The sequence below is a fragment of the Bifidobacterium sp. M0399 genome (assembly GCF_016100595.1).
Classification (GTDB): Bacteria; Actinomycetota; Actinomycetes; order Actinomycetales; family Bifidobacteriaceae; genus Bombiscardovia; species Bombiscardovia polysaccharolytica.
Genome location: NZ_JACFSD010000002.1, coordinates 498,645 through 519,389, shown reverse-complemented (window position 1 = coordinate 519,389; position 20,745 = coordinate 498,645). Strand labels below are relative to the sequence as shown.

Sequence of the window (20,745 nt, the reverse complement as noted above, 5' to 3'; positions counted from 1 at the left end):
TAAAGGCAGGCGGGAACTGTTCAGCTGTCTGTCGGCCTCAATATTTGCAGGGTGAAGACACGCTGTAACCAGGCCGTGTGAGTCATCCCAGGGCGGCCACCTGGTCAGGATCTGGGAACTCCATCCACTCGACAGGGGACTGCCCGCTTGAGGCAGGTGTGACGGCGATGTGGGCCATGGATGACCGGCCCGAGGCCCCATGCCAGTGCCTGACGCCAGCTGGGCAGAAGACCACGTCGCCGGGTTCCAGCCTGCGGGGCTGATGGCCCTCCTCCTGTTCCCACCCCTGCCCGGCGGTGACGATCAGCAGCTGGCCATGCGGGTGGGTGTGCCAACGGTTGACGCATCCGGGTGCGAAGGTCACATTGCTGGCGGAGCATTCCGCGTCTGGATCAGTCAGTCGGTGCAGCCAGACATGACCGGTGAAGTTGGGACCATCAGCCGAATCTCCCAAGGGGTAGGGTCCTGAATCCGGTTCCGTCCCGGCAGCAGTTGCGGTTGCAGGTGCAGTGGTGTCCCGGCTCTCGTCGTCACGGTCGCCCTCACCGTAGACCTCCTTGGCTAGGTCGAAAGCCGACCATGCCTTGGGCCAGCCTGCATAGAAGGCCAGGTGGGTGATTAGCGCCACCATTTCAGTGCGGGTGACGCCATTACCCTTGGCCATGGCCATATGGCTCTTCAACTGGGGGAAGAGTCCCATGCTCATCAGACCTGCGCAGGTGATCATGCTGCGGTCCCGAGCTGAAAGTTCGTCTTCGCGGGACCAGATCTGGCCGAAGAGCACATCATCGTTGAGGTGGGCGAATTGCGGTGCGAACCGACCGAGCCGGTCGTGGCCCGCCGTCTGTTTGATTGCCATGAGTTAGTCTCCTTGCCATCATCTTGGCCGGGTCATTCCGGCAGTTTCAGCTATACCCCTTCGAGTGTGCTCGAAGTCAAAATGCCTAGACTGTCCCGGATGATCAGCGAGGTAGGCAGGGTCAGGGCTCCAGGATCCTCGGTGACAGGCGGGATGCCGGCTTTGCGCAGCCGGGCGATCAGGGCGGACTGTTGGCGGGATTGCCCGGTTTCGGGCTTCCGGCCAAGCAGAATATCCGCTGCAGCATGTCCTATGGCTCGGCGGGGGATCCGAATCGTAGCAACGGCCGGCTTGACGACAGGGGCGACCATGGTGTTGTCAAATCCGATGACGCCGACCCTGTCAGGCACGGTGATTCCTTTGGATTGCAGTCCCAGAATGACTCCGGCGGCGATCAGATCATTGTAAGCGACCACAGCATCGGGAGGTTCCTGCTCCAGAGCGGCTGCAGCCTGCCTGCCGCCTTGGACGGTAGGATCCACTTGACCCATTCGCCGGCATTCCAGCCCCATAGTCCGGCTGAGTGATTGCACGCTCTCCCAGCGGGATCGGTCGGACCAGGCTCCGACCCGACTGGCTATGTAGACCACAGAACGTCGTCCCTGCCGCCGTATCAGTTCCAAGGCTTGGGCCAGGCCGGTGGAGGCATCAGGCAGGACGGAGGGAAGACCCTCCATGGGACGGTTGAGAACCACTAGAGGCAGGCGGCGCCCCAGGCGCCGAGCCGTTGATGCTCGGACCTGATCAGTGGCCAGAATGATTCCACGAGTGTGCCCGACCAGTTGTTCCAGCAGGTCTTCCGTATGCCCCAGCTCGGCTCCGGCTTCGATGATGCCGACTGCACCTTGCTCAGGAAGAGCTTCCTGAGCGCCGGCAAGGATCTGGGAGGAGATGCCGTTGGAGGTGTCCTGGACCAGAAAGGTTATCATGACCGGCCCGGTCGCATCCCCGCTGGGAGGATGATCAGGCAGGGGGTATCCCATGGATCGGGCCAGGGAGCGGATCTGGCTGGCTGTCTGCGAGTTCAGCCGACTGGGATTGTTGAGCGCGCGGGAGACCGTGGACGGAGACACTCCGGCCTTTGCGGCCACGTCGATCATGCGCACGCGTCGGTGCCCTTCCCGCCCCTGTGCGGGCTCCGGGGATCTTCTGGACAAGCCTGATGCTCCGTTCCTTGCCTGATATGGCTGCACTGGCATTGTAGGCGCCCTGCCTGCAGATCGGCGCTGATGCGTCCGAAGACCTCCTCGGTCAGCGGATAGCAACGGATGAGCAGGACTGAGATGGTGAACATGGCAGCCGGTACCAGGCCCACAGCCAGTCGCATGTTGACGCCCAGAGCCGGATCCTGGGCAACATTCATGCCCGGCCTGTAACCCAGGAAAGACAGGATGGCCGGCCCCGCCCATCCATTGATGGCCGCTCCGACCTGGCGGGTGATGCTGAGCGCGGCCATGGAGGCTCCGGCGGTGTTCCCGTTGCCGGTTCGCCACTGCTCGTACTGCACCGAATCCGCCTGCATGGCCCAGATGCAGGGGGTGATGACCTGTACTCCGATGCCGTTCAAGGCTATGCAGGCAACGGCAGGCCAGGCGGACCGGACCAGGATGAAGGCCAGCGAGGATCCGATGACCATCAGCCCGCCTAAGGTCCAGGTGCCCCGTTTACCTAGACGCTGCACCAGCCATGGCGAGCAGGGGGCTACAACCACCCCGGCAAGGACGCCCACCAGCGTCAGGGCAAAGGTGATTCGTCCGGTCAGCCCAGGGTTGCCGACGGTCAGGACCTCCTTGGCGACGATCGGGGCAAGCGAGGCCACAGGATTGGTCATGAACAGGGTGGCCAGACAGACCACCAGCAGGGGGCGATTGTCGGCTAGAAGCCGCAGATCCTCTTTCAGGGAGGTGCGAGGGGCTGCCGGAGGCAGGTAGCGCTCCCTGGTGGTCCGGGCCATGATCAGATAACCCAGGGAGCCCAGCAGACAGCAGGCGGCGACCACCGGAAGAAAGAGGCGGGAGGGGTCCATGTCGTTGACCCGCGGGGCCAGGGTAAAGGTCAGGACGACCCCTGCCGCCGCTCCGCCGAAAGTGCGGGAGGCCGCCAGGCGCTGGCGGTCGTCGGGGTCCCGGGTCATGGCTCCCAGCAGGGCTCCGTAGGGCACGCCGCCCAGGGCTCCAAGGAGCTGATAAAGCAGGTAGGTGGCGATGGCCCAGCCGATGCGCACCGGCATGGGGGCGCCCGCCGGAATGGTGTACATCAGGGTGACGGAGATCATCATCGGCAGGCCGAAGACGACCACCAGCCGCCGCAGACCGCCCTCCCGGTCTTTGGCGCGTCCGTCGGTGATTCTTCCGGCGACCAGGTAGACCAGGGCCTGGAAGAGGTGGGCTCCCAGGAAGATGTCGGCCACCAGCATGGGGTCCATGCCCAAGTAGAGGTAATAGGTGGTCAGGAAGAGGTTGGTCATCTGCCAACCGACGTTGTTGGCGGCATCGCCCAGTCCATAGCCCAGAATGGCGGACCTGGGCAGGGGCTCAGCCTTCATGGTCGCCCTCGGTGATGAGACAGGGAAGGGAGGCGGGGGATTCAGGTCCGGCTCCTGCCGCATTGATGGCGCTGACGCTGACCGTGTACTTGCCGGGCTCCAGATCATCGAGGGTCAAGGTGGTCTGTTTCGCAGCCAATCGCAGTCTTGTACTCTGCCCACTGCTCATTTCGCGCATGGTGACCAGATAGGCCTGTAGAGGGATGCCTCCATCGTCCGGGGGCGACCAGGATGCCTGCATGGTTTTACCGGAAGAGGTCAGCCCGGGTTTGGCCGGGCGCCCGGGCGCATGTCCCAGAATCAAGGGATCGCCTTGGGGAGAGGGGGGCGAGACCCGGCCATCCTCGGTGGTGAAGGCTGCCATGACGCGATAGATGCCTGGCGGAACCTGTCGGAAACTGTGGGTCTGCCCGCCGGCGGGCAGCCAGACGGTCGGCTCGGGCTCATGGTCGTCGGTCGGTTTCAAGGTCAGTTCGCACCCTGAAAACCCCTGAGGGACCTGGTCAACAGTCACATGTACGGTCATGTCCGCCAAATCAACGCTGACCTGGGGGTCGCTGGGCCTGGGCAGCGCCGGATCAGTCCTTCCGGCTTTCTGAGGACCTATATGCAGCTCAAGCGGGTCTGCAGGTTCGCCGATGCCCGTGGAGTTGCACTCCTGCAGGATCATCCGCCAGGAGCCGAAGGGGATTCCGTCCAGGTCGGCCCGTCCCTGAGGCCGATCCAGGTAGAAGGTCATGGCCCGGCCTTTTCGGTCAAGCAGAAGGACTTGGGCTGTGCGGGGCGCGTCGGCCCGGTGTCGGATTGGTCCGTGCTGCCAAGCCAGGCGCAGACGGTGTCCGTGAGGCCGGGCGTCGATGCTCTTGGGAGCTGCGGGTATGGCTGGCAGACGATGGCGGGTGAAGGCCATGATCTGGCTCAGTTGCAAGGCGTACCGTCCTCCCTGATAAGGGTTGGCGCGCAGCCGGGTTGCCTCGATTTTGATGAACCTGATATTGCTCATTGGGGCGAAATCGAAGGCCTGCGGGCGACCGTCCCCCGGCAGTGGATAGTTGTTGCAGCTACAGACCCGAGTCCAGCTGTGGCCGTCCGATGAAAGGTTGATGGAGAAGTCCAGCGGAAAGCCCTGACCCTGGTTGGGGTCAGTCGATCTGCTGCTGGTTGCGTACTCCATCACGCCGAAGGAATCGGTGCCTGATCGCTGGCTGGGTTGGCTGGCATCTCCGGACGGATTGCGGCCCCGGGGTGCTAGGACCACCTGGGACAGGGTGGCAGCCTGTCGCATCTCCAGGAGAATCCACTCCCGGTGGTTCCGGTTGCTGACGTTGCTGGACCAGCCGAATCGGTCGTAAGCGGCTCCGAGACGGCCGTCGACCAGGGCAGCCCTTGTCCATCCCGGCAGATCAGCCTGGGAGGAGACTTGGACTCGGGCCCCTGCGGCAAGATTGGCCCGGGCCTGTCGGGGAGGCCGCCGCCCTGCGGTGAAGGTGACCGTCACTGTGGCAGTCTCCTGCAGCGCCCCTTGGAAGCGCACGCGGGCCCGGTAGAGATGCCCAGGTTCCAGCCCGGAGGGATTGACAGTGTAGTAGATATCCTGCTCGTGGCGCAGGTTCCCGTTCATGCTTTCCAGGCTGAAAGCGCCTTCGGCATCCTCCAGGACCTGGGCGGTCCAGTGCTCGCTCATTGCGCCGCCCTCCTGGCGTAGATGGATGCAGTGCTTGACCTCCCGTGATACCCATTCCACCCGGCCCAGGTCGATGCGGGGGCGTGCGGTTCCCAGCCGAGGCGGAGCGGCCCAGTCGATCCATCCCAGGAAGTTCTCTTCCCGGAAGACCTGTCGCCCCTGCTTGCGCACGCACAGGACCAGGAGGAGTCGGGCCCCCTGGCTGGCCTGATCCTCGGGCACGGTGATGGTCACAGGTACGGTCCGCCAGGAGGCGTATGGCACCTGCACCCTTTGGCGACCTCGCTCGACAACTACCCGTCTGCGCCCTGGGCCACGTTGCCAGGCCACTTGCCAGATCAGCTCAAGGTCAGTCCCCCGACGCTCCTCGTCATTGTGGACGATGATGGTGCGTCGGCTGGTCATTCCGCGCGGGTAGATCCTGTGGGGCTGCCCCAGGCGCGGTTCACGGTCGAATTCCTTGTCATAGGCGGCGACATCTGCGAAGGAGGCGGCTATATATCCAAAGGCCGGCCCCTCCTGCCAGGGTTCATCCTTGCCGCGCCAGGGATCGAATTGGGGGCGCAGCAACCTTTTAGGGTTAAGCCCCCCGCGGATTCTGCGCCGGTCCGGTTCCAGACAGGCCTCGATGTTGTCGTAGATGAAGGCGGATATGCAGAAGGGCTTCCAGTCGACCACTCGCGTGGTCCGTATGCCCCTGGTCACCCGTCCGACCTCCCGGCCGAAGTCCGCCCGGGAGATGGTGTCCGGATCGCCGTTGAGCCGGCCATGGTAGATGTCGGCAATCTGCCCCTGCTCATCGTAGCGGGGGATTCCCGCGGTGGAGACCGAGAATTCCTCGCCGGCGGCCAAGGGCAGCGGTGAATCGATGTCGTAGAGGGCATAGATGTCTGGAGCCGAGGTCATACCCGAGGGATACCCACCGTAATAGTGGCGGGAATCCTCATCGGTAATGGGGGCATTGAAGCCGTCATTGACCACTGGCCGGGTACCGTCCTGCTTATGGACGGCTGCTTGCAGGGCTGGGATGAGCAGGTCGCCATCCTTTGGATTCCATGCCTCGTTGGTGGTGGACCAGAGGACGATGCTGGGGTGGTTCCGGTAGGCCCGCACCCACCGCTGTGTCCACTCGACATAGTGCCCGATGGCTTCAGGTCCGTAGCTCATGTGGAATGGCGGATTCAGTTGAACATTGGCTGGAGAGCCCGGATTCCAGAAAGCCGTCTCCTCCTCAAGGAGCATGCCGGTCTCGTCGGCTCGGTCGGCCAGGGCTTGCGAGGGGACTGAGCGGATGTGGTTGCGCAGGATGTTGAAGTTGGCATGTCGATAGGCATCCACCCAGGCCTTGGTCATGTCCTGACCGGATTGGTTGTCGTCAAGGATCAGCCCATAGGCATCGCCGGCCTCGTTGATCAGGTCGCGGCTGCCTTGGTTGAGTAGGCAGAGGGAGTCGCCGCGCAACCGGATGGGGATGCCGTTGAGCAGATACCGGTCTCCCTGGCGCTGGAATTGCCGGAAGCCAAATCGCTCCTGGGCACGGTCGACTACATGGCTGCCGATGTCGAGAACAGCCTGCATGACATACAGGAAGGGGTCGGTCCGGGACCAGTAGTGTGCGTCCGGCCAGGCCATCTGCAGGTGGATGATCTTGGAGGAGCGGGGATCCAGAGAGCAGGATACCGGGTTGAAGGCCAGCACGGTCCGGCCCTTGGGCATCGAAGGTTTCCAGGGTCGGACTTCGGCCCTGAATCGCAGATCGCATGGGCGCTCGCTGGTGTTGATCAGCGTTGCATTGAGCTCCAGCAGGTCGTTGGAAGGGTCGGCATCGCCGCCCAGATCGGGGATGATCTGTAGATCTTCGATGCGGATCTTGGGCTTGCTGCTGAGCCAGACGTCGCCGCCCAACCCTAACCGCCCGACGAGATTCTCTGTGCCAAAGGGGAAGAGCAGCCGGTCAGGGCCCTCTGTAGAAGTCAGGGCATCGGTGGGAAGGGATTTGACGCTCCAGATTTCGATTCTTATCTGGTTGCGTCCGGCATGAACCGCCCTCGTGACATCCAGGTCATAGGGGAGCAGCGTCATCAGATAGCCCCTGGTGGATGACGGCCCCACCGGTATTGCGTTGATTGACACCTTGCCCAAGGTGGCTAGGGCATCCAGATGCAGGATTATATCCTCATTCGGGTCAAGGGTGTCCAGGAAGAATTCCCTGAGGTAGACGCCATGGCGGAGGTCTCGGCTCCAGGAGGCCGGATAGCCGGTGGTCTCTGGCAAGCTGTCCCACCAGGTGGGCACCATGACGGGATATCCCCGGTCTCCGTCGTCGGGGTGGAAGGCCCAGATGCCGTTGAGATTGAGTTTCACGCCGCTTCGCCTCGCTGCCTGCTGCTGTGTCAGTTCCCGACCGGTCATTATGGCCGGTCAACAGGCAGAGTACATCGAATTAAGGCATTGCCATTTATTGCCAATCCGGACCCGGGTAGTGGGGGCAAGGCTTGTTTCAAACATGGCGGTTGAAGGCAGGCTTCTGACCTGAGCGTTCTGGGAAGGTCGGTGAATATACAGGCACAAGCATGCAGATGCCAGGCCTTATGGGCCAGGCCTGGGACTGATCAGTCCGAGACGTCGGCCTTGTAAAAGTTAACGTAGGAGCGGGAAGGGGTTGGCCCGCGCTGGCCCTGGTAATGGGATCCATTGTGCTTGGAGCCGTAAGGGTACTGGGCGGGCGAGGAGAGCTGGAAGAAGCACATCTGGCCAATCTTCATGCCGGGCCAGAGCTTGACCGGAAGGGTGCTCACGTTGGACAGCTCCAGGGTGATGTGTCCTTCAAAGCCGGGATCGACGAATCCGGCGGTGGAGTGGGTCAGAATGCCCAGACGGCCCAGGGAGCTCTTGCCCTCCAACCGGGCGGCCAAGGTGGAGTCCAACTTGACATACTCCCAGGTGGATCCCAGAACGAACTCGCCGGGGTGCAGGATCCAGGGTTCGTCCTTGGGTACCTCGAACTGCTCGGTCAGTGCGCCCTGGTCCTCCGCCGGATCAACATAGGTGTACTGATGGTTGTTGAAGACTCGGAAGTAGCGGTCCAGGCGTACGTCCACGCTGGAGGGCTGGACCATGTCGGGCGTCCACGGGTCCAGATTCAGGTGTCCTGCCTGGTGGGCATCCAGGATGTCATGGTCGCTGAGCAACATGCCTAGGTATCTCCTTTAGGTTCGTCGGTCGAGGGTCTCTCCTCTGGCGGGAAACCATTCTGAATCCAGTTTAACCGGCCCTATACCCGCTTTCTGATCCGGTTGGATTCACAGAGAATTTTCAGATAACGCTATCGTCACCATAAGGTAGCTGTTCTTTACTATATATGTCGGCTCAAAAACCGATGGGCGGTTGACCTTCGCCCGACAACTGATTTCCCTTTCTTCTCTCTCGCCCGGCGGTGTTCACGCACCGCCGGGTTCTCTTCATTTTGAGGGGGCTTTTGGTGCGCCGACGTTTCACGTGAAACCACATGACCAATGGTTTGCTTGAGTTCGTTAAGGCCTATACAGGATGGTCAGGCGTGTGCAACACATGGGTCGCCTGATGCTTGGCTGGGCCGGTCATCTGCTCGTTGATCTTCTATCTTCTTTGGATCCGAGACTCAAGTTTGGCCGATCTCCAAGATGGAATCGAAAGTTCCACGCAGCTGCATTCTCAGATTCCTCTTCTCTGGCGTCTGTATAAAAGTTGTGCTTCAACGCACGGCCTGAACTATAGGCGCAGGATTGAAGACAGGAACTGAAGATATGGAAGAACCCCCGTCAGTTATGGCTATGACGGGGGTTCTTCACCGTGGGGAGGGGCGGCGATCTTCTTGCCTTCGGCGGCTGAGGGAAGAGGGGGACTATCACTTTGCCGAAAGCAGTCCGAACTCCGCTCCCTCCCCGGTTCGAGCGGCCGGGTGCCGGTGCTGGGCCTGACTCATTCCCGAGGCCGGGAAGAGTGGACCAAGCAGTGCGGCTATCCGACCAAGTATGTGTGGGTCACACCAGCCTTACTCCTGGGGAGCCTTGGCTGACATGGCCTTGTGGAAGACGGCCACGATGATCAGAGCCAGCAGGGCGGCCAGCGCCATGACCCAGAACATGTTGGCCACCTGGGCCTGGATGCCGGTCTTGACACCTGCCAGAGCATGCGACCCGAATTGGGGATTGGCCATGAGCCCGCTGTAGACAGCCATGCCGATGGAGGCCGAGGTGTTCATCATCAGATCTCCGATCCCGATGCCGCGTCCGTTCTGGTCCACGGGCAAAGTGGCCGAGAAGGAGTCGTAGAGGGGCGTGTAGGACATGGTGATGCCGGCGATGAAGACCGAGGCCAGCGCGGTCAGGACCCAGAAGCCCGAGGTGAGCATCAGGGCAGAACCGGCAGCTCCGGCAATCATGAGCAGGGCGGACAGGATCAGCATGGGCAGGCGTCCCATGGCGTTCATGATGGCTCCGGACAGGCAGCCCACTAGGGTGGCCACAATGTAGACGATGGTCAGGCAGAGGGAGACCTGGCTCAGGGAGATCCCGTAGATGCGGTCGCCGATCACGTTGTAGATGGGCACGCAGGCGAAGTTGAAGAAGTAGAAGACGAAGAGGGCCAGCAGGACAGCCATGTAGGCTCCGTTGGTCACGAACCCGCGGCTCAGGAAGGGGTTGGCGCCCTTCCAGACATAGCCGGCGAAGATCAGGATCAGGACGGCCAGCACCCCCAACATCCAGGTGGCCGGGAAGGAGAAGTAGACGGCCACGAATCCGGCGATAAGCGCGAACAGCGCGATGCCGAAGACATCGATGCGCTCACCCTTGATGCCGGTGTCAGGTGTGTACTTAAGCACCGGAGGAATCAGCAGGACGGAGACCAGGGGTACCAGGAAAAGGTAGCGCCAGTCGATGGAGGTGATCAGTCCGCCGGCGAAGATGCCCACAGCGGAGGATGCGTAGTAGACGGCGTTGAAGATGCCCAGGTAGAAGGCACGCTCCTTGTCGCTCAGGTACTTCATGGCCATGACCAGGAAGACCGAGCCGGCCACCTGACCGCCCGCGGTCTGGATCATGCGGGCCAGGACGACAGCCCAGAAGTTCGATGCACCGAAGAAGCCCAGGAGGCTACCGATGATCAGGGCACCCACTCCGAACAGGGTCATCTTACGGGGGGAGATGTAGTCGCAGAGGGTGCCGTAGAGCATGCAGACCACACCCAGGACGATGCCGGGCAGGGTGCTGATCAGCGAGGCGTTGGCGGACATCCCCAGGGAGTCGCCCACGTTCTGGAAGACCAGGTTGAAGGCCTGGATCATCAGTGTGCCCAGCAGGAAGATGGTCAGCAGGGCGGGCAGGGCCCGCTTGGTGCTGCGGCGGTTTTCCTCCATGGTCGCTTCGGTAGCCGTTGTGGTGATGGATTCGCTCATGACTGCCGTCCTTCTATCGTTCGCTCTCGGTCTTGCGCACCAGGGTCAGGAGTCTGTCCATGAAGCGCCGGGTGAACCGCTCGGTGTCGACAGACAGGGCCACCTTGGTGTTCTTGACTGTGTCCAGGAGCCTGCTGGGGTCGCCGATGGTACGGGCCCGCTGTGGTCCCTCGGTCTCGACCATCAGGTTGGTGGCAAAGGTGGTGACCAGGCTGGGGTCGATGGCTACAGCGGCGGCCAGGGGATCGTGCAAATTGCAGCCGCCCAGGTAGACCCCGCTCTCCTTTTCGCTGATGTCGATGTAGTAGTCGGTCATGTCTGCCAGGAAGCGGCCGGCGCTGGTGCCTGTTGCGCGCAGGGCCTCGGTGTCCTCGCGGCTCATCAGAGCCTGGGTGGTCACGTCCAGGCCGACCATGGTGATGTCTGCGGTGGTGGCGAAGACACGGTTGGCGGCCTCGGGGTCCTGGTTGATGTTGGCCTCTGCGAAGGGCCCCACGTTGCCCGGCTGGGTCAGTGTGCCGCCCATCATGACGATGCTGATGCGGTCGACGATGTCGGGGGCCTTTTCCAGGGCGGCGGCGATGGTGGTCAGGGCGCCGGTGGGTACCACGACCAGCTCGCCCTTGGGATAGCGGCGGACTGCGTCGATGATGAAGTCGACTGAGCTCTGCTGGCTGGCCTGCCGGTCGGTCTGTGCGGGGATTTCGATGTTGCCGGTGCCGTTGGCCCCATGGAAGATCTCGGAGTCCGGCGGAACGCTGAATGAGTCGGCCGTGCTGGGGTGATCGATCCCCTTGAAGACCGGGATGTCCTCCCTGCCGTACATGGCCAGCAGCCGCAGATCGTTGTCGACGCCCCTGTCGAGCACCACGTTGCCGTAGGTGCCGGTGATCCCGATCAGTTCGGCGTCAGGGGAGCCCAGGACGTAGGACAGAGCCAGCGTGTCATCGATGCCAGTGTCCAGATCCAGGATGATCTTGCGGACGGTTCCCTTGCTTGCTGACACGTTGGTCTCCTTCCCAGAAGGATGGGCGACCCCAACCTTCTGCTTACCTATGTCGTGCCTTCCCTAGGCTGATTCGTTACTGCCGTGAAACAAACAACCTGTTTGATGTAACGTTTCATCAAACTGTACGGAGCTAAACTACCTGCGGCTTGGAGGCTTGTCAAAGCGCGTCGGGGGGTGTTCGCCATCAGGGCAGAGACCTGCAAATCTGTTGGTGATCATGCATTCGTGGATTGATGGCCGCTTTTCCGCGCAACCGACGATAATGAGGGTATGACTTTAGCGACTCCTGAACAGTATGTGGCGATGCTTGATGCGGCCAGACGGGGGTCCTACGCCTATCCCGCCATCAATGTGACCAGTACGCAGACCTTGAACGCGGCCCTGCAGGGGTTGGACGAAGCCCAGTCCGACGGGATCATCCAGGTATCCGTGGGAGGTGCTGCCTACCTGTCGGGACAGCGCCTGGCCGACCGGGTGGCCGGTTCCATCGCCTTCGCCATGTTCGCCCACGAGGTGATCGCCCGCTATCCGAGCATCACCGTGGCCCTGCATACGGACCACTGCGCCCCGCAATACCTGGACGAGTGGGTTCGTCCCTTGCTGGCCTATGAGAAGGAGCAAGTGGCTCACGGTCAGGATCCGCTCTTCCAGTCGCATATGTGGGACGGCTCCGGGTTGCCCTTACAGGAAAATTTGGCCACGGCGGCAGAGCTGCTGGAGTTGTCCCGGGCCGCCCACACCGTTCTGGAGATCGAAGTGGGCACTGTCGGTGGCGAGGAGGATGGTCATTCGGCTGCTATTGATCAGCGGCTCTATTCATCGCCCGAGGATGGCCCCAGGGTGGTTGATGCCTTGGGTCTGGGCGAACGCGGCCGCTACATGGTGGCTTTCACTTTCGGCAACGTGCACGGGTCCTACAAGCCCGGTGTAGTCAAGCTGCGTCCTGATCTGTTGGGGCAGATCCAGGCCAGGACCGCCAAAGCCATATCCGATGGGGAGGTTAGTGGCATCCCCTCCCCGAGCGCCCCTGCCGACAAGCCCTTCTTGTTGGTATTCCATGGGGGCTCTGGTTCGCAGCCGGGAGAGATCGCATCGGCCGTCGCTCATGGCGTGGTCAAGATGAACGTTGATACCGATGCCCAGTACGCCTTCACCAGGGCCGTGGCAGGGCACATGTTCGCCAATTACGACAAGGTCCTCAAGGTGGATGGGGAGGTCGGCGAAAAGAGCGAGTACGACCCCCGTTCCTGGGGGCGCCAGGCTGAAGACGGCATGGCGGCGCGCGTAGTCCAGGCTTGCCAGCAGCTGGGCAGCGCAGGGCGGGCCATGAAATGAAACAGCATACGCAATCCAATTCATGCCAGCCCAGACAGGGAATGCACAAGACTGCTGCTTGGGGACTTCTGGGGTTCGGCGTATTGCTGATGCTTGATTCCTCAACGACCCCGATGAGCGGGCAGGCCGTATGGGCTCAGTCGTTGAAGTTACTGGTCGCCATCCTCCTCATGGTCTTCGGCATCTGGGTTCATGCATGCTCTCAACCCTGGGGCTACCCTCTTCTCGTGTCTGGCCATAGCCATCGAAGCCGGTCTTATGCTGGGCTCCATCATGGTATCCAGGCATAATCTCTGGATCTGCATAGGCTTTCATATAGGGTGGAACCTCACTGAGGCCCTGTTGGGAATTCCGGTCTCCGGCCAGCATATATATGGCTTCATGGTCATGAAGGTTCAGGGGCCGACCCTGCTGACCGGTGGATCATTCGGCATCGAAGCGTCCCTGATCCCGGTCATCCTAGGGCTGCTCGTCAGTGCGGCCTTCCTGCTCTACCGGGGCCGGGACACCATGGTCGGTTCCAGGACCTGACAAGTCTTTTCCTATTTCGGATCTACCCATGCTGATTTGAAAGGCCTGAACGACCTCCAGCTCCATACATGGGGTTAGGCTCGTCTATGGATGGTCTGCCTTTGTTTTCCTTGAATGGCGACCAGTGGATAAGGAGCATCGTATGCCTGGAATCGTGATCGTCGGGGCCCAGTGGGGCGACGAGGGCAAGGGCAAGGCAACGGATTTGATCGGCGAGCACATGGACTACGTCGCCAGGTTCAACGGGGGCAACAACGCCGGCCATACCGTGGTGGTGGGCGACCAGGAATACGCCCTCCACCTTCTGCCTTCGGGAATCATTCACCCGGCCATTACCCCGGTCATCGGCAACGGTGTCGTGGTGGACCCGGCCGCGCTCTTCGAGGAGATCGATGGACTCCAGTCCCGTGGCGTTGATTGCAGCCGGTTGAGGATCAGCGAATCCGCGCACGTAATCGCCCCCTATCATCGGACGCTGGACAAGGTGACCGAGCGCTTCCTGGGCAAGCATAAGATCGGCACGACAGGCCGTGGGATCGGCCCGGCCTATGCCGACAAGATCAACCGTGTGGGCATCCGTGTGCACGACCTGTTCAATGTCGACCACCTGCGCGACAAGGTGGAGGCCAGCCTGCACCAGAAGAACCAGATGCTGGTCAAGCTCTACAACCGCCGGGCCATCGAGGTGGATGCCACCGTTGAAGAGCTGGCGGGATACGCCGAGCGGCTCAAGCCCTACGTAGCCAATACATCATTGATGCTCAACCAGGCCCTGGAGCAGGGCAAGAACGTCCTCTTCGAGGGCGGACAGGCCACCATGCTGGACGTGGACCATGGCACCTACCCCTTTGTCACTTCATCCAACTGCACGGCCGGGGGCGCCTGCACCGGCACTGGCGTGGGACCGACCAAGATCGACCGTGTGGTCGGCGTAGCCAAGGCTTATGTGACCCGTGTGGGGGAGGGACCCTTCCCCACGGAGCTGGACAACGAGCAGGGTGAATGGCTTCGTCGTCAAGGCCACGAGTATGGGGTGACCACCGGCCGCTCCCGCCGCTGCGGCTGGTTCGACGCGCTGGTCAGCCGCTATGCAGTGCAAATCAACGGCCTGACCGACATCGTGCTGACCAAGCTGGATGTCCTCTCCGGCCTGGAGACCATCCCGGTCTGCGTGGGCTACGACATCACCCGGTCCGACGGCTCACACGTCAGGGTGGACCAGATGCCCGTGGACCAGGCCGAGTTCCAATCCGCCCAGCCGGTGTACGAGGAGCTGCCGGGCTGGCGCGAGGACATCTCCGGTGCCAAGAGCTTCGAGGAGTTCCCGACCAAGGCCAAGGACTACATCCACCGCCTGGAGGACCTGTCCGGCTGCCGCATCTCTGCTGTGGGTTCGGGCCCGGGCCGCGACCAGATCGTGCAGATCCATTCTCTGATCGACTGAGGAAGATCCATGGGTCTGCCCTACCTGGCCGCCTTCCCGGGGGCGGTCGGGACAGGAATCATCATCTCTACGGACAGGCCTCTGGGAGAAAGGCTGCACGGGGCCGTTGCCAATCTGATCGAGGATTACGAGCGTGCCCTGTCACGGTTCAGGCAGGATGCCATACCTGCGCAAATGGCCCAGGCTACTCATGGAGGTAGGTTCGTCTTTCCTGACTACTGCAGGGGTCTTTTTGATTTATATGACAGGCTTTATTCTGCGACTGACGGGGCCTTGGACCCCATGGTGGGCGAGGATCTGACCCGTCTGGGCTACGGCATGCAGCCCACTTTCCGGCTGCAGGCCGATGCCGCCGGTCATCTGGGACGGATCCATGGGCGGCCGACCTGGGGCAATGACCTCAGACGTCAGGGTGCTGTCCTTACGACTGTCGGTCCGGTCAGCCTTGATTTCGGGGCAGTCGGCAAGGGCTATCTAGTAGACCTCATTGCCAACCTGCTCGAACCTCAAGTCGAGGAGTATCTGATCGATGCTGGCGGCGACATGCGTATGCGGACCTCTCACCCGATCTCCGTCGCTATGGAAGATCCCGGTGATTTGTCTGCAGGCGTGGGCCGGATTGAGCTGTCCTGTGGTTCCTTGTGCGCCTCGGCACCCAGCCGACGCCATTGGGCCGACCGGTCCGAGGATGCTGCAGCGGCAGGGTTAACGGTACTTCACCACATCCTGGATGCCATTGACGGCCGTCCAGTTGACCGTGTGCTGGCCTCCTGGGTAGTGACTGAGGAAAAGGACAATGAACACCCCACGGGCCTGGCTGATGGTCTGGCCACTGCCCTCTTCCTGGTACAGCCGGATGTGCTGGCTGCCGGATTTTCCTTCTCCTGCGCGCTGATGTATGCCGACCGTCAGGCCGTAATCTCAGACGAATTTCCTGGTCGGTTCTTTACTGACCCCAATATCCATCCGTCCACATAGTGGACCAGTCTCGCTGGACCGGCTGAGATCAGGCCTATGGTCGGCACCAATGCGGATGTGCAGAGAACGCATCCGATTCGAGGATGATGAAGGGAGGTTCGCCGTGATGACCAGCTTGACAGACACCCGCCGATTCGGCACCGTGTCCGCACGAATTATTAGCCCGTCCTCACCGGCGGACTGACTCGACAATCTTCATTGTTCGACCCCGTCGGAAGGCGGGGCTGGATGAGTACAGACTTCATCGCATCAGACCCTGCCAACAGCGGGGTTTTTCTATAAGGAGATGAGATGAAGTGACGGCAAACGACGCTAGTGTTGCTTCCCCGGCCTCGGCAGCCTCCGTGTCCGGCGGCACCCGTGTGACCCGTAGCTCGGTTCGCACAGTCATCGGGGCCTCCATGGTCGGCACGGCCATCGAGTTCTACGATTTCTACGCTTACGGGACGGCTTCGGCCAACTATTTCCCCAAGCTCTTCTTCCCCAAGACCGATCCGACCGTGGCCCTGCTGGCATCCCTGCTGACCTTCGCCATCGCTTTCATCGCGCGGCCCTTGGGGTCCTTGATCTTCGGACACTTCGGTGACCGCCAGGGACGCAAGACCACGCTGGTGGTCTCCCTGCTGACCATGGGCTGCTCCACGGTGCTAATCGGCGTTCTGCCCACTTATGCCACCTGGGGGCTCTGGGCCGTGGTGGTCCTCTGCCTCTGCCGGTTCGTGCAAGGTATCGGTCTGGGCGGCGAGTGGTCCGGCGCAGCTCTGGTGGCTACCGAGAACGCCCCGGAAGGCAAGAGGGCCCTCTACGGCTCCTTCCCTGAGCTGGGCGCTCCCATCGGTTTCTTCCTGGCCAACGGAACCTACTTCCTGCTGGAGATGTTCTGCACTCCCGAGCAGATGCTGAGCTGGGGCTGGCGTGTGCCCTTCCTGCTTTCCGCCATCCTGGTGGTCGTAGGACTGGCTGTGCGCGTCTCCATGCAAGAGACGCCTATCTTCCAGATGGCCCTGGATCAGCAGAAGGTCGTCAAGACCCCGCTGCTGGAGGTCTTCCGCAAGAGCTGGCGCCAGGTGCTCCAGGCCACCTTCCTGGTCGCGGTCACCTACACCCTCTTCTACACCCTGGCTACCTGGTCCCTGGCCTACGGCACCAAGCCCAAGTCCCAGGGCGGCGGCGGACTGGGCTTCACCAACCAGGAGTACCTGCTCATGCTCATGGTCTCCATCCTGGTCTTCGCCCTCTTCATCGTGCTGGCCTGCGTCTATGCGGACCGCATCGGCCGTCGCCGGGTGCTGATCGGCAGCTCAGTCATGCTGGTGGTCTTCAGTCTGGTCTTCCCCTACCTGCTCATGGCCCATCACAACACCTTCCAGGTCATGGTCTTCCTCTGCGTCGGGTTCGCCCTGATGGGCATCGCCTTCGGGCCTATCGGCGCTTTCCTGCCGGAACTCTTTGACGCCAACGTGCGCTACTCGGGTTCCGGCATCGGCTACAACTTGGCGGCCATCGTGGGTGCGGCCTTCGTGCCTACCATCGCCACCTGGCTCTCCTCCCACTGGGGAGTGCGTTCGGTCGGGCTCTACCTGGCCGTCATGGCGGTCTGCTGCCTGGTGGCAGTGCTGACCTGCCACGAAACCAAGGATGTGGACTTCACCAAGTAAGCCCTGGATGCATCCCGCCGGCCGGTTATTGGAATCGCGCCGGTGTCCGAACAACGAATTGCGGACAGTCCATCTGGCCATATCACGAGTATGGTTGGAGGCATACCGTATCCATTGGGTACGGATCGGGGTCAAGGACAAAATCCGTCGCCCCGGTCGAAAGAGCATCGTCCGCCTGGAACAACGACAGGAATTCACAGTATTTTGCGTTCCCCGGCCTGGAAGAGCCGGTCCGGTTGGACCGCACATAAAGGAGTGTAGATAATGGCAGCACAGATCTGGTATGAGAAGGATGGGGACCTTTCGGTTCTGGATGGCAAGAAGGTGGCCATCATCGGCTACGGTTCCCAGGGACATGCTCATGCACTGAACCTGCGTGATTCCGGTGTGGATGTGGTGGTCGGCCTGCGCGCCAACTCCAAGTCGGTGCCCTTCGCCAAGGAGCAGGGCCTGGAGGTCAAGACCGTGCCTGAGGCCACCAAGGAGGCCGACATCGTCATGATTCTGGCCCCCGACCAGTACCAGCGCAACATCTGGCGGGACGACATCGAGCCCAACATCAAGGAGGGTGCTGCAGTCGCCTTCGCCCACGGGTTCAATATCCATTACGGTTACATCAAGCCCAGTGCCGACCACCCGGTCTTCATGGTGGCCCCCAAGGGCCCGGGCCATATAGTCCGCCGTGAGTATGTCGCTGGCCGTGGCGTGCCCGTGGTCGTGGCCGTGGAGCAGGATCCGCGCGGCGACGCCTGGGACATCACCCTGGCCTATGCCAAGGCTCTGGGCGCCCTGCGCGCCGGTGCCATCAAGACCACCTTCAAGGAAGAGACCGAGACCGACCTCTTCGGCGAGCAGGATGTGCTCATGGGCGGCGTCAACCACCTGGTCGAGGCCGGCTTCGAGGTGCTGACCGAGGCTGGCTACCAGCCGGAGATCGCCTACTTCGAGGTCTGCCACGAGCTCAAGATGCTGGTCGATCTGATGAACGAGGGCGGCCTGAACAAGGCCCGTTGGTCCTGCTCCGACACCGCCCAGTACGGCGATTTCACCTCCACCGTGGTGGACGAGTCCACCAAGGACAGGATGCGTCACCAGCTGAAGCGCATTCAGGACGGCTCCTTCGCCAAGGAGTTCATCGACGACCAGGATGCCGGCGCCCCCAAGTTCAAGGAGCTCCAGGAGAAGTACTCCCACGAGAAGATCGAGGAGGTCGGCCCCAAGCTGCGCGCCATGTTCTCCTGGAACAAGGACGTCAAGGATGCCGACGAGGCCCAGTCCTTCACCGGCAAGATCGCCCGTTCCCAGGTGCAGTGACCTCTAGGTCCTGTCGGGAGGACCCTGCTTGGTCCGACTGACCATTCAGCAAATGGCCGTTCCCTCATCCGGATGCAATGCCGATGAGGGAACGGCCATTTAGTTATTCCTGACATTCATATTTCAGTTGCACGATCAGATTTTTCGTTGACCGGATTGGTCATATGGATGTGTGAAATTTTCAAAACCGGAGGATATACGGCGGTGCCCCACGGATGGAACGACCATCTGCGGGGCACCATTGGTTATATACGGACGTTAAACCACTTACGGGCTGTTCTCCGCGTCTGCTGCATCAGCGGGCGGATTCGGCACCGGACACGTCCATGTCCTTGAGGCGCACGATCTTGGTGTGGTTGACGAACTTGAAGCCCAGGTAGAGGACCAGGACCAGCACCACGCTGAAGTAGGTCATGGCCATGTGCGACCAGTACAGGCTGAGCAGGGAGGGGATGTCCTGTCCGGCAATGACGATGACGCAGAGCACCATGGCCAGGACCGGGCCGAACGGATAGAGCTTGGAGTGGTACTTGAGCTCACTCAGGTCGTGCCCCTGGAACTTGAAGGCCCTCCGGAAGCGGAAGTGGCTCAGGGCGATGCCGATCCAGGCGATGAACCCGGTCAACCCAGTGGCGGTCACCAGCCACATATAGAAGGACTGGCCGAAAATGCTGGAGGCAAAGGTGGCCAGGGACATGCAGACCGTGGCTACCAGGGCTGCCAGGGGGATGCCCCTCTTGGTGGTCCTGGCGAAGATGGCCGGAGCATAGTGGTCCTTGGCCAGTCCGTAGAGCATGCGGCTGGAGGCGTAGGCCCCGGTGTTGACGGCCGAGAGGATGGATGTCAGCACCACTGCATTCATGACGCTGGCCGCCGAGGCCAGGCCCGCCCGCTGGAAGACCAGGGTGAATGGTGACATGGCGATGTTCCCGTCAGAGGCTCCCAAAAGGTTGGGGCTGGTGTAGGGGATCAGGGCGGCGATGACGAAGATGGACAACACATAGAAAAGCAGGATTCGCCAGAAGACGTCATTGATGGCCTTGGGAACCGCCTTGCCGGGGTTTTCGGACTCGCCGGCGGTTACGCCCACGACCTCAGTGCCCTGGAATGAGTAGCCGGCGATCAGGAAGACGCTCATGATGGCCGGGAATCCTCCCACGAATGGGGCGTCCTTGTAGGTGAAGTTCTTCAGGCCGACCGCCGGCTGGAACATGATTCCACAGATCATGGCCATGCCGATGACCAGGAAGACGATGATGGTGGCCACCTTGATCAGAGAAAGCCAGAATTCCGTCTCGCCGAATGCGGAGACCGTCAGGGCGTTGATCAGGAAGACGATGACCAGGACCAGCAGGCTCCAGATCCATCCTGGGGTGTGGGGCAGCCAGTACTGGATCAGCAGGGCGGCGGTGGAGATGTCCACGGCACCCGAGATGGTCCAGTTCAACCAGTAGTCCCAGCCCATGGCAAAGCCCAGAGCCGGATCCACGTAGCGGGCGCTGTAGGCGGCGAAGGATCCCGACACCGGAAGGTGGGTGGCCAGCTCGCCCAGACTGGTCATCAGGAAGTAGACCATGACGCCCATGGCGATGTAGGCCAGAAGTCCTCCGCCGGGGCCGGCTGTGGAGATGGTGGAGCCGGAGGTCATGAACAGGCCGGTGCCGATGCAGCCGCCCAGGGCGATCATGGAGATGTGGCGGGTCTTGAGGTTGCGCTTGACGTTGCCATAGCCATGGTGCTCTTGCCCGGCCCGGTCGGATTGATTGGTGTTCGACGCTGCATTGCTGGTGTTCTGCGTCATGATCCTCCTCCTTTTGGCTGGGCGACGCACCGGGGAGTCCGGGGTCGTACTGAAATTGTGATTCTTGATATTGCCGGCTGGATGTCGGAATAGATTCATATAGCCGGGTCCTTGGGCCGGTCCTCGAACGCTTAGGGAGTCTATGCCATT

Annotated in this window: 14 protein-coding genes; 6 read left to right on the top strand and 8 right to left on the bottom strand. The window is 61.7% G+C overall.

What is annotated here, in order from left to right:
• Positions 1 to 82: 82 nt before the first annotated feature.
• The 7 genes from H3V09_RS06760 to H3V09_RS06730 form a co-directional block, all read right to left on the bottom strand.
• Positions 83 to 859, bottom strand: a complete 777-nt coding sequence (locus H3V09_RS06760; protein WP_046323551.1) for a carboxymuconolactone decarboxylase family protein — start codon at positions 857 to 859, stop codon at positions 83 to 85.
• A 50-nt stretch (positions 860 to 909) separates the two neighbouring features.
• Positions 910 to 1,959, bottom strand: a complete 1,050-nt coding sequence (locus H3V09_RS06755) for a LacI family DNA-binding transcriptional regulator (RefSeq protein ID WP_232339474.1) — start codon at positions 1,957 to 1,959, stop codon at positions 910 to 912.
• On the bottom strand, positions 1,956 to 3,404 hold the full coding sequence (locus H3V09_RS06750) for an MFS transporter (protein WP_198191178.1): 1,449 nt from the start codon (positions 3,402 to 3,404) through the stop codon (positions 1,956 to 1,958). Before H3V09_RS06750 ends, H3V09_RS06755 begins: the two co-directional genes overlap by 4 nt.
• Complete coding sequence (locus tag H3V09_RS06745) at positions 3,394 to 7,452, bottom strand: fibronectin type III domain-containing protein (RefSeq protein ID WP_198191179.1); 4,059 nt, start codon at positions 7,450 to 7,452, stop codon at positions 3,394 to 3,396. Before H3V09_RS06745 ends, H3V09_RS06750 begins: the two co-directional genes overlap by 11 nt.
• Before the next feature lie 248 nt (positions 7,453 to 7,700).
• Positions 7,701 to 8,282: a dCTP deaminase gene (dcd, locus tag H3V09_RS06740; RefSeq protein WP_198191180.1), complete on the bottom strand. Its 582-nt coding sequence runs from the start codon at positions 8,280 to 8,282 to the stop codon at positions 7,701 to 7,703.
• A gap of 839 nt (positions 8,283 to 9,121) precedes the next feature.
• A complete protein-coding gene (locus H3V09_RS06735) occupies positions 9,122 to 10,525 on the bottom strand; it encodes an MFS transporter (protein WP_198191181.1) in 1,404 nt (467 codons plus the stop codon).
• Positions 10,526 to 10,538: 13 nt separating this feature from the next.
• On the bottom strand, positions 10,539 to 11,531 hold the full coding sequence (locus H3V09_RS06730; protein WP_198191182.1) for a nucleoside hydrolase: 993 nt from the start codon (positions 11,529 to 11,531) through the stop codon (positions 10,539 to 10,541).
• Positions 11,532 to 11,804: 273 nt separating this feature from the next.
• Here H3V09_RS06730 and fbaA point away from each other — a divergent pair, with 273 nt between their 5' ends.
• From fbaA to ilvC, 6 genes are all read left to right on the top strand, one after another.
• Complete coding sequence (gene fbaA, locus H3V09_RS06725) at positions 11,805 to 12,869, top strand: class II fructose-bisphosphate aldolase (RefSeq protein ID WP_198191183.1); 1,065 nt, start codon at positions 11,805 to 11,807, stop codon at positions 12,867 to 12,869.
• 192 nt (positions 12,870 to 13,061) lie between these two features.
• Entirely contained in the window at positions 13,062 to 13,400 is a 339-nt protein-coding gene (locus H3V09_RS06720; protein ID WP_198191184.1) for a hypothetical protein, read from the top strand.
• Positions 13,401 to 13,542: 142 nt separating this feature from the next.
• Entirely contained in the window at positions 13,543 to 14,844 is a 1,302-nt protein-coding gene (locus tag H3V09_RS06715; RefSeq protein ID WP_198191185.1) for an adenylosuccinate synthase, read from the top strand.
• Positions 14,845 to 14,853: 9 nt separating this feature from the next.
• Positions 14,854 to 15,822 (top strand): FAD:protein FMN transferase, encoded by a 969-nt coding sequence (locus tag H3V09_RS06710; protein ID WP_198191186.1) that lies wholly within the window; start codon positions 14,854 to 14,856, stop codon positions 15,820 to 15,822.
• A gap of 401 nt (positions 15,823 to 16,223) precedes the next feature.
• Positions 16,224 to 17,480: an MFS transporter gene (locus H3V09_RS06705; protein WP_195760154.1), complete on the top strand. Its 1,257-nt coding sequence runs from the start codon at positions 16,224 to 16,226 to the stop codon at positions 17,478 to 17,480.
• A gap of 264 nt (positions 17,481 to 17,744) precedes the next feature.
• Entirely contained in the window at positions 17,745 to 18,794 is a 1,050-nt protein-coding gene (gene ilvC, locus H3V09_RS06700) for a ketol-acid reductoisomerase (RefSeq protein WP_121912809.1), read from the top strand.
• 295 nt (positions 18,795 to 19,089) lie between these two features.
• On the opposite strand, the gene H3V09_RS06695 is transcribed toward ilvC, so the two are convergent.
• Positions 19,090 to 20,595 (bottom strand): amino acid permease, encoded by a 1,506-nt coding sequence (locus H3V09_RS06695; protein ID WP_198191187.1) that lies wholly within the window; start codon positions 20,593 to 20,595, stop codon positions 19,090 to 19,092.
• Positions 20,596 to 20,745: the final 150 nt, after the last annotated feature.